Annotated in this window: 7 protein-coding genes; 4 read left to right on the plus strand and 3 right to left on the minus strand. The window is 38.9% G+C overall.

Annotation, left to right across the window (positions count from 1 at the left end; translation table 11 throughout):
* Positions 1-7: 7 nt before the first annotated feature.
* Together M9949_00780 and M9949_00785 are read right to left on the minus strand one after the other, a co-directional pair.
* Positions 8-1783 (minus strand): hypothetical protein, encoded by a 1776-nt coding sequence (locus M9949_00780; protein ID MCO5249939.1) that lies wholly within the window; start codon positions 1781-1783, stop codon positions 8-10.
* Positions 1773-3443, minus strand: coding sequence for an Ig-like domain-containing protein (locus M9949_00785; protein MCO5249940.1), 1671 nt, complete (start codon positions 3441-3443; stop codon positions 1773-1775). Before M9949_00785 ends, M9949_00780 begins: the two co-directional genes overlap by 11 nt.
* 65 nt (positions 3444-3508) lie before the next feature.
* Here M9949_00785 and M9949_00790 point away from each other — a divergent pair, with 65 nt between their 5' ends.
* The 4 genes from M9949_00790 (at position 3509) to M9949_00805 (ending at position 6704) form a co-directional block, all read left to right on the plus strand.
* Positions 3509-4429 carry a YihY/virulence factor BrkB family protein gene (locus tag M9949_00790; protein ID MCO5249941.1) on the plus strand — a complete coding sequence of 307 codons (921 nt, stop codon included), beginning with the start codon at positions 3509-3511 and terminating at the stop codon, positions 4427-4429.
* A gap of 151 nt (positions 4430-4580) precedes the next feature.
* Entirely contained in the window at positions 4581-4997 is a 417-nt protein-coding gene (gene msrB / locus M9949_00795; GenBank protein ID MCO5249942.1) for a peptide-methionine (R)-S-oxide reductase MsrB, read from the plus strand.
* Positions 4981-5586, plus strand: a complete 606-nt coding sequence (locus tag M9949_00800) for a hypothetical protein (GenBank protein ID MCO5249943.1) — start codon at positions 4981-4983, stop codon at positions 5584-5586. Before msrB ends, M9949_00800 begins: the two co-directional genes overlap by 17 nt.
* Positions 5587-5603: 17 nt before the next feature.
* Positions 5604-6704 carry a rhodanese-related sulfurtransferase gene (locus tag M9949_00805; GenBank protein MCO5249944.1) on the plus strand — a complete coding sequence of 367 codons (1101 nt, stop codon included), beginning with the start codon at positions 5604-5606 and terminating at the stop codon, positions 6702-6704.
* Between the two features lie 92 nt (positions 6705-6796).
* Here the strand turns inward: M9949_00805 and M9949_00810 are convergent, their stop codons facing one another.
* Positions 6797-10636 carry a T9SS type A sorting domain-containing protein gene (locus M9949_00810; protein MCO5249945.1) on the minus strand — a complete coding sequence of 1280 codons (3840 nt, stop codon included), beginning with the start codon at positions 10634-10636 and terminating at the stop codon, positions 6797-6799.
* Positions 10637-10778: the final 142 nt, after the last annotated feature.

The following is a 10778-nucleotide window of genomic DNA, read 5'->3' on the forward strand; positions in this document are numbered from 1 at the left end:
ATTAACCTCATCCCACAATTACATTTTCCGTCGGGAGCTTATATTTAGGCTCTTGACGTGGAATATGCAAAGATAATAAAAATGTTAGAACTCCAACTCTACCCACAAACATAAGAATAACAATCAAAACTTTTGAATCAGTGCCAAAATCAGGCGTGACTCCACGCGAAAGCCCGACAGTATTAACTGCTGAAATAACCTCGAAGATTAAATCAGTTGTGTCCATTTTCGGCTCAAACCAAACAAGCAACATCGAACCGACGAATATAAACATAATTGAGGCGATTACAACCATGAATGCTTGTTTGACAGTGTTATAATGAATCTCTCGTTTAAAAATCTCAATTCGTTCTTTGCCAACAATCATCGAATATAATGCATATATAGTGACGGCGAAAGTAGTAGTTTTGATACCTCCTCCTGTAGAACCGGGTGATGCACCGACCCACATCAAAAACATTACCAAAATCAATGTAGCGTGTGATAGCATATCTGTAGGGACGGTATTGAAGCCCGCCGTTCGCGCACAAACCGAGATAAAAGTTGCATGATAAAATTCCTCATAAAATGAATCGCCCAACAAAAAGCCCCAAGGCTCGAATAACATAATCAATGCTGTACCGCCAAAGACTAATAAGCCGCTTGTCAGGAGTGTCAATTTAGTTGTCAGTGTTAATCTATAATTGCGCTTGGTCCTTTTACTCAACATTTTTGCTGTCAGATTCATTATAACTGTGAAACCAAGTCCCCCAATTATCACTAAAACAACAATTGTCCAAATGTAAATATGGTTATCTTTAATTGTAAAATACATCAAACCATCGGAATAAAGCGAGAAACCTGCATTACAAAAAGCGGAAATGGCATGAAATAAGGAGTAATAATATTCAACCTTGTCAAAATTTGCCAATGATTTTCCCATCGAAAAATACATGATGAAGCTACCGATGATTTCTACCAGTAATGTAAATCCCAAAATCTTCAGCAAAAGGCTCTTAACTTCGTCAACACTTTCTTGCGAAAGTAAATCCCTCATTAAGATACGAACTCTCAAACTAAGACCGCCTGCAATCGCAAATGCGAAAAATGTTGTCAATGTCATGACTCCAAGTCCGCCAATTTGAATCAGAAATGCTATAAACACATGCCCGATTGTAGTGAAACTTCTCCCTGTATCTACAACTACAAGCCCGGTGACACACACGGCGCTTGCAGATGTAAACAGCGCATCAATGTAGCTAATGGGGTTATCCGGTGGTGTCGCTCTCGGGAGCATAAGCAAGAAACTTCCGACTAAAATAGCAACAAAAAAACTTATCGCGATAATTGCACCCGGATGCAAATTTATTTTGGCAATCAAATGATTATACCGCAGAAGTTTAATCGCGAATAAGAGCATCAATGTCAACGACATCAAAGCCATATATATCATCAAAAAGTCTCGGAATGCTAATTTCGGCAATACAAATGATAGCAAATACATTGTGACATCAGGAAATATCAGTTGAAAAATTATAAGCACACCGATAAGATTTTCAATCCATCGCTCTCGAAAATATTGACCATGTTTTGCAACGATGAACCATCTGCCGAATTCTTGCAACAAATATGCAAAAAGCCCAATATCAGCTATTATTATGATAACATCAATTGTTTCGTCAGGTAGATAAAATCCGATTAAGAAAATCAGACAAATAAGCACAAGCAATCCCGATACAACAAATGTAATATCAAAGATTTTTTTCCAAATGGCAACTTTTTCATTTCGTAGCTTAGTCTTCATGCACTTTCAAGTTGATGTCTTCAATGTTCCAACGAGCTTTAATGGTAACACGATTTTCGAATATGACGAATGGCTCCGAAAATACGTATGGATATGGATAGCCGAATGAGTAAGCCCCGTTACCATCAATATCGCAAAAGGCTTCGATAGTATATTCTCCTTCGGGCAAATCTTTGATGCTCCACTTGGCATCAGCGACTTTTGTCAAATATTTGACGTTGCTGCTGCTCATGAATATCAAGTAAACATCAGATTCGCAAAAGTTATCGGTCAAATAAATTGTACCGCTTGCAGAACCGAGAGCTTTTCTGCCTCCGGATGTAAAATTACGGTTGACATTGGTATCTAAACTATGCGTGGATTTGCTTCCTATGAGTTTCAGCGAAAGATTGAAATCGTAATTAGCTCGCATCTGAAGTGTATCAGTAGTAGTTAATTCCAAAACATTGGCAGATTTCCAGCTATATTTCATTTCCATAGTCGAACTATCAGTCGTATTAGTAATTTTTGAATCAACTTGAGATAAATCAATATTGATGCCACGATTGAAAACCATCCTAAAAACAGGCATTGTTGGCACATTTCCGGCGCTATCTGCCAAATCGAAACTAAACACCGTCAAGCCGGCAGGGTCATTCCCAAATGGAGTTCTGAACCTTTTTGTAACCAAAGAATCAATGCTTTTGTTGCCGAGAGTATCGCTCATGACGCTGATATCAGCTTTGACGATATATGTTTTCCCTGTATCTAAGCTCTGCTCCATAGATACAAGCACCTTGTTCGGTTCGTCGGGATAGTTGAACACAGAAGCCATTTCAAATGGATTTCCCATCGTATCGCTTATGCTGAAATACTGCTTGTCTAAGGCTTTTGGAGCAGGTTGTTCGTCGAAAGTGAGAACAATAAAATCTGAAAATTCGGGATATACCTCACGTAGTTCCGGTCCTTGAACATCAATAATAGAACCGGGTTTGATAGCGACGAGTTTCGAGACGGAATTACGAACTTCAATATCATTCAGTGCCGATGAATACGCATCAACAGGGTCGTACAAGTTGTTTTTGAATTCATCTTTGATAAGCATCAATCTATATATCCCATCTTTTAGAGCAGCGAATGTAAACTCGCCACTTGTTCCCAATTGAACGCGATAATCTGGGAATGTATGAGCAGGATTGATTGTATCGCTGCTTTTATTGTTCAAATTGTATAAAAATGCTACATAACCGTTGGCGTCGTTTGGAGATTTCCCATGAATCATGCCGCTATCAATCTTACTTCCGGCAGAAAAAACTAAATTGAAAGCGGCATCGGGTTTGTTGCCGTGCAAATCGCTATATTCAGTGCCAAGATTTATCAAATATGTAAGATTTGTGTCCAAATCCCCATCTATATTGATGCGTAATTCTTTGCCTGACCAACTGTGTTTCAAATCCACAATGGGTGAAATACTTAGGTTCTCGATTACTTTAGCCTTGTTCATGTATTTGTTGAATTTTATCCTGATTTCCCTATCTTCGAAATTTATAGAATTGTTTTCGGGCGAATACGTCACAATCTCAGGAGGCGTTGTATCTTGCGGACCTCCTGATGGTGCTTGAATATTGGCACAAGACCAGAACAATGTCAATAGAGTAAAGAGAATAAGGAATTTTTTCATTTATTTTTTTTTTATTCAATTAAAAATGCCAATAAAAATAAGTAAAATAATTAAGCGATGGAACTTTGAAATCAATTATTAGAAAATTTAAAGCAAAAGAAGGCTGGATTTACAATGTCTATATGCACATTGACAGAGTGTCGGACAGAATGGAAGAGCATCACCTATACATGCTTGCAGCAGGTATAGCATACAACATCCTAATTTATATGATTCCACTGCTACTATTAGTAATTTTTACTTTAGGGTTGATTTTTGACACAGAGACGATTACAAAGACATTAGAGAATTTGCTCACCGATTACTTACCGCAAACCGGAACAAGTCAGGAGATTGGTCATACAATAGTAGGTGAGATAGAAAAAATATTCACCCATAGCACCTTAGTCGGTTGGATTGGTATCATTGGGCTACTTTGGGTATCGTCAATTTTGATAAGTTCCATCCGGTCATCGCTCAACGCTATTTTTGATTTGGCATCGCCTAAAATTTTCATCTTATACAGATTGAAAGATATGCTTCTTACAATTGTATTTTCGATATTATTTTTGGTTTATGCGTATGCGATTCCACTTGTCAACTTTATCTTAGGTTTCATGGGCGACTATTTACCCGATATTATTAGTTCGCTACTAAGCGATTTAGTTCTAACCTCCGTATCAGTAGGAACATCTTTTGTGCTATTCTATCTTATTTTCAGATTTGTTCCAAATGAAAGATTGCCACGTTTTGTTCGCATTTGGAGTACGCTTATATGCGTATTTGGCATTGAATTCGCACGATTCCTTTTTGGCTGGTATATCGTTTCCCTTTCAAATTACGGCAGATTTTACGGCACTTATGCAGTATTGATTTCGATGGCTTTATGGATATATTATTCGGCTTTGATAATTTTGTTGGCAGCCGAAGTCAGCAAATATATTCATGAGCGTAGAATTTTAGCAAAAGCAATAAAAGAAGCTGATATTTCGGAACCCTCAAAATAATATTATTGCCCTAAACGTTTTATGTCATGTTTTAGAATTAAAGGTGACTGTTATGATAAAAGTTTGCATTTTTTTTGTAACCTTTTTGCTTTTTGGAACATCTTGTAATTCTGAAGAAAAGCAAGGAAAAAAAACTAAACCCGAGAATGAAATGAAATTTGAGATTCAAAAGACTGAACAAGAATGGAAAAAGTTCCTTGATGACGAATCCTACAGGGTTTTGCGTCAAAAAGGCACCGAACGCCCCCATACCGGAAAGTATAATTTACATTTCGAAGAGGGTATCTATGCTTGCAAAGCATGTGGGAGTACATTGTTCGAGTCTGACACCAAATTTGATGCTCATTGCGGTTGGCCCAGTTTTTCAGAAGTAGCCGATTCGGATGCAATCGTAGAAGTCGACGATTCAAGCTACGGTATGATTCGCACAGAAGTTGTTTGTGCAAAATGCGGCGGGCATCTGGGGCATGTTTTCAATGACGGTCCTGCACCGACAGGGCTGAGATATTGCATTAATTCAGTTTCAATTAATTTTGTCGAAAAAAACAAAGATGATGATGAAAAATAAGGCTGAAGACATTTTAAACGATTTGATAAAAAACAAAACTGATTTCGATACTTCCAAGAAGGAACTCATCGAAGTAATCAAAAAAGTAATGCCCACGTTCAATTTGGCTGCACTCAAAGCAGTTGATTTCGACCGTACTTTAATCGAATTCGAAAATTGGCTCGTCCAAACAATCACAGAAGACCCCTTGCCCGGCTCTGTAAAGTCAATCTGGTTTGCGATTACCGATTCATCAAAAGAGGACGCTCCATCGGAGATTCAACTCGTAGTGAAGGGCTCGAAACAAACTCCTGAGACCAAACCTAACGATTGGTATGCAGTTGATTTGTGGGATGCTAACGGCAAATCATCCGAAATCAAGGCATTCAAAACAATCTCGAACGCTATCAAAAACAACCCTGACGATGCAGAAATGCTCTTGAATTTCGTTATGCCGGCATTCACAATCATATTGATAAATTCCGGTTTCGATATTATTAAGCACGAATTCATAATCTACTATCCTCAGATTTATGTCGGGTGTGGTTTCGACGGCGGCAAACAATACATCGTCGGCAAAATCACCGAAGATGGCATTAGTAATCTTTAAAAATCGTGATTGAAAATATGAATCTTGACTTGAGTTATACACTTTTGACATTTTACAAGTTTGTAGATATTCCAAATCCGACGGAGATTGTTGCCGAGCACAAAGAATTTTGTGATGATATTGGGCTGAAGGGCAGAATCTTCATCGGCGAAGAGGGAATCAGTGCAACACTAACAGGCAAAAACGGACAAATCAAGGCATATCGCTTCTATCTTGACAGTATTCCCTATTTCAGAGATATTCCCGATATTGATGATAAAGCGTGCCGCGTGGATAGCCACAAATTCAACAAAATGATTGTCCGATACCGCAAGGAAATAGTGGCTCTGGGCAAAAGTTTCTCCGCAGAGCAAATCGAAAAAGCTACACACAAAATTTCAATTGATGAATTCAAGAAAATTCTCGAAAATGATATTGATTCGCATGTGATACTGGATATGCGGAACGATTACGAATATAAGCTCGGGCATTTCAAAAATGCAATTCCTGCGGGCACAATCCAATTCAGAGAAGTCCCCGATTTGGTAAATAATTACAAAAGCCAATTTGGCGATAAGCCTGTCATAATGTATTGCACGGGTGGAATCAGATGCGAAAAGCTATCGGCGATGCTCGAAGAAGCTGGTATGCCGGGCGTTTTTCAATTGGATGGCGGAGTGGTCAAATACGTCAACAAATATCAAACCACACATTGGCTCGGCAATTTATACACTTTTGATGAGCGAGTTAGTTGCCCAGTAGCTGATAGCGATGAAAAAGTTGTGATAACCAATTGCCATTACAGCGGCAAAGAGGCTGATATATATTTCAACTGCCGATATGGTCCGTGCAACAACCAAATAATCGCTTTGCCGGAAGAATACAGACGCCATTTCGGATTTTGCAGCGAAGAATGTTACCACAATTCGCTGAATGATTTGTTCATCCGCAATGATTTTACATTCGACAAATTCAACTACAAAATTTTGCGTGGGCAAATCAAATCCGACCCTACTCGATATGATGAAATCAGTCGCAAAATCAAAATTCACCTCGGTCATAAGCTCGAAGGCGTAACTTTCAATCACGCAAAATCAAACAAGAACCACAGACTCAGTCCGCTTTCGCAAATAGATTAAAAAGCTTTTAAATATTCCAATTTTCTTACCATAAAAAAAATGGCTGACCCAATTAAGAGTCAGCCATTTTTAATTTAAAAAGCAAAAGCAACTTATCTGATGACAATCATACGATTTGATAATTGAACATCATTAGTAAGCAAAGTAATGTAATAAGTTCCTGACACTAAGTTCAACGCTTTAGAATCAATGTTGAGTGAATGCGTTCCTTCGGATTTTGATTCATTCAAGAGTATTGCTACTTCTTGTCCTGCTTCATTGACCAAAGTCATTTTCACTTGATTAGTTTGTGGCAAATAGAACTTAACTTCGGAATTTCCAATCACAGGATTTGGAACAGGAGCGTTAAGTATATAACCGTTGCGCATTTGTGCTTGAACATCTGTAGTGCCCGGTGTAACTTCGATAGTTATTTCCACACTCTTTACAGTGCCGCAATCATTAGTGACTGTGACATAATAGGTACCGTTATCATCAATTTGAGCATCGCTGAATAACCATAAAGATATGTTTAGATCTTCAATTAAAACGCCATCTTTATACCATGCGTAAACAAGAGTTTCGGAATCGTCGTTTCCAATTGCAGCTACTTCAAGTATAAATCCGCCGCCTTCTTCGACTGTAACTGATTCGGGTTGCATGGTAATTACAGGTACTGTATTCACTTTCAATGATGCCGATGAAGATATTACTGAAGCATCGCCACCGCTAATTCTTGCTCTGAGGCTGTAATTGCCTTCATGAGCCTTTGTCGGAGCCAAAATTGTAAGTGTTGAAGTATTGACATTTTTGTAATTGTCATTTTCCATAATTGGGTTGCCGTTTTTCAGCCATTGATAAACAATGTCCAAACCTTGTGCTGTAGTAGCTTCGGCACTAAATTGTACGCTTTCATCTCCAAGACAAACGATAACAGCACCGGGCTCTTGAGTGAATTTAATGTCCATTTCGATAAGATTGAACATATAAGTTTTGGCACTTGTGCCACATTTGCCGGTTATAACTGCATAATAAGAATCGAAATCAGTTCTTGCCAAATCACTGATTGTCAAGTAGTCCGATTTTGAGCCTGAAATCCTGTTGTTATCAACAAGCATGAGGTCGTTTAGACCGTCCACGTATTTGTACCACTGTACTTTTATGTCATATTGTTGGTAGATAGGGTGGTCTCTTTCAAAACCGTTCACATGAGCACGGAAAGACAAGGTTGCTTTTTGACCCATGACTTCGCCAATTGTTTGGTCTGACATTGGAACGATGAATCCGAGCGGACGGGCAATATATACGGCGATGTCACCGGAATAAACCGGTTCGCATGAGGAATTACCCTTTACAATTGCAGTATAAACAGCCGCATCATGGTGGCGAACACCATTGATTGTCAGAATTTCAGTTTGCGAACCACTGATGCGGACGCCGTCTTTCATTGGGACGCCATCTTTGAACCATTGATATTGCATGTCTGTGCCATCGGCAGTAACGGAAATTTGGACAATTTCTTCAGGGCAATAAATTGCGGATTCAGTGTTACCCATATGAATCGGTGCATCAAAGACTCTGAAAGGACTTGATTCAGCTAAAACATAGCCATGTTCGACAGATGTAATTCTAATTCTGTTTTCAGTCGAAGTATATACTTCACGGAAAATATACCAATCATAGTACCCGTTTCGGGCATCAACATTTGAAGCTATCATTTCCCATGGATTTTCGTCACGTTGAATCCAAATATCCACAAGACTTGTACCACGAGCATCGAATTGAATTGGGAATTCTTCGCCTGTGTTGCAAATATCTTCGTAATACACCGGTGATTCAATTTGAATATTAGGCAATTGGAAGGCAATTTGTCCTTGCGAATTTCCTTCGCGAGGAGGATTCATCCCCCAGTTGCTACTGGCAGTGTTATATCCTGCCCAAGTTCCATCGCTATCAGTCCATTGATTTACAATATTACCTTGTGCATCATATTCGACTACTTTTTGGATGCCACCCGGTAAGTTATTTGGAATCATTGTTGCAAAGGCACCGGTATTTTGCTCATAGTCAGCGTAAAACCATGGTGCTTGATGTGGGAATCCGGGTGTAATAAGCGCCGCACCGCTAAATTGAACAATTGCAGAAGAAACTACTACATCATCTGCATCGTACAAAACTACGAAATTCATTGGTGTAGCCGGGCTTTTTGCATCATAAATGCCGGAAGCATACAACACACATGAAGGGTCATTCGGTACTTCAACTTGTAATTCGTCTGAGTCTTTCTTAACTCCTTCCGGTTGTTCATCATCGCCATCGCCATAATAGTCATCGCAGTTAAAGTCATTTTGCGCTGTTGAGAAACGTAAAACAGCAGATTGAGTATTCGTGAATAATCTTGTGACTTCGGAGCCTTTCTCGGAGCCAAGACCCAAAATCCAATTCACTCTATTTCCTGCATATCTGACATCGAAATCATTATCGGATACTACAGCCATCCACACTTTGGCAGTGCCTGAATTATCTGACATCAATGATGATGATTCAAATGCGTTATTCAAGAATTTGCCGCTATTGTAAGTGTAGTTATTGCTGAAGTATTGCTTGTGAATATTTCGTCCGGCAGTGAAAACCAATTCCTCTACATTTGGAATATCTCTAACCCATCCGGAAACGTATCTATAAACAGTATTTGGGTGGAGTCCGTTCACTTGGACTAAAGCAAAATGAGGAATTCTGCCGTTGCCACCTTGGTCTAAGAACGTTCCTTCGCCTTTGATATAGCGTGGCACAATGATTTCAGTCATGTTTGGTTGGGCAATAACGCTTACATTAGTATTATTGGAATTGCCGAGATGAGGTGCAGTAAATGATACACTATAAGTTGTAGCATTATCAAAAACTATATTTTCAAATTTTGCAATACCTTCTTTGAATTGTGCTGTTGCGCTACCTGAGAATGAACCACCCGAAACATTGATTGTAGCATTGAAGCCATCATAATTTACGTTTGGTGAGCCGTAACTGTTTAAAGCAAAAACTTCCATTGTAGGGTGAACTGAACCGGCGTGACCACGAGTATATACATCAGCCATCAAAACAGGTGTTGCCGAAACATTGAAAATGCGGTCAATCTCGTAATAAGTTTCGTCAGGTGCATAGTTATTGATTACATGTGCACGAATTCTAACTTGTTCTGCTTTGTCATATACCAAGTCTTTAAACGAATAGTAGGTTTGTCCGGCAGGAACAGTCACAAATTTTGTTCCTGTTAAATTGCCAGAACCGTCGCGTAGCATAAGCTCGAGCTGTGTATCATTATCGAATGAGTTAGTTAGCCCGTCGTTATCCAGAAATTGGACGATTGCTGTAAAAGGAACATTCATCATCGGTACAGCCGGAGCAAGACTGACAATCTCAATTCTTGTGGGTGTGTTTCCGTGGTCTTTACCGAAAGTTGTCCATGACAGGTCGTCAATCACAATTTGGCGACCACGATTTCGAAGTTCAATAACAACATCACCTTCGATGTTGATATTGTTCACTTCAAATACTTGGGTTTGAGTGTTGTCAAAAGCCGTCGAAGTAGCAATAGCAACGCCATTAATGTATAGTTCTACTTGACGCGAACCGGCACCTGTAAATGCTTTTTTGAGCAAGCATCTGAAATTGACAATGCCATTAGCAACTGAGCTTGAAAACAAAGTAGCATTGTAATTCGGATAGTCACGGAGCATCAAGCCTTTGCCATTAATCTGGAAACCTGCATCGCCTCTGCCTGTTACATAATTCCATGTGATACCATTTTCGCCGACATAGCTGCCATTTGCATAACTATTTGCCGGAGCATTATGCTTGTCGAATGTTTCGACGAAGTCCCAAGCATTGCTTGTACTTATCATCAAAAAGAACAAAGCGATGAATATCGCAAATCGTTGAGAAGAAATTTTCATAAAATATACCTTTTGTAGTGAGAAATTATAATCAAATTTAAAGGAAATGAATAATAATAACAAATTTTAAAATTTGCATTTTGTTATATTCAAAATTAATCATTGAATTCAAAAAAACATAATCTTTTTCCTGTTAATTTTT

The sequence above is a fragment of the Candidatus Kapaibacterium sp. genome (assembly GCA_023957315.1).
Taxonomy (GTDB): Bacteria; Bacteroidota; Ignavibacteria; order Kapaibacteriales; family UBA2268; genus PGYU01.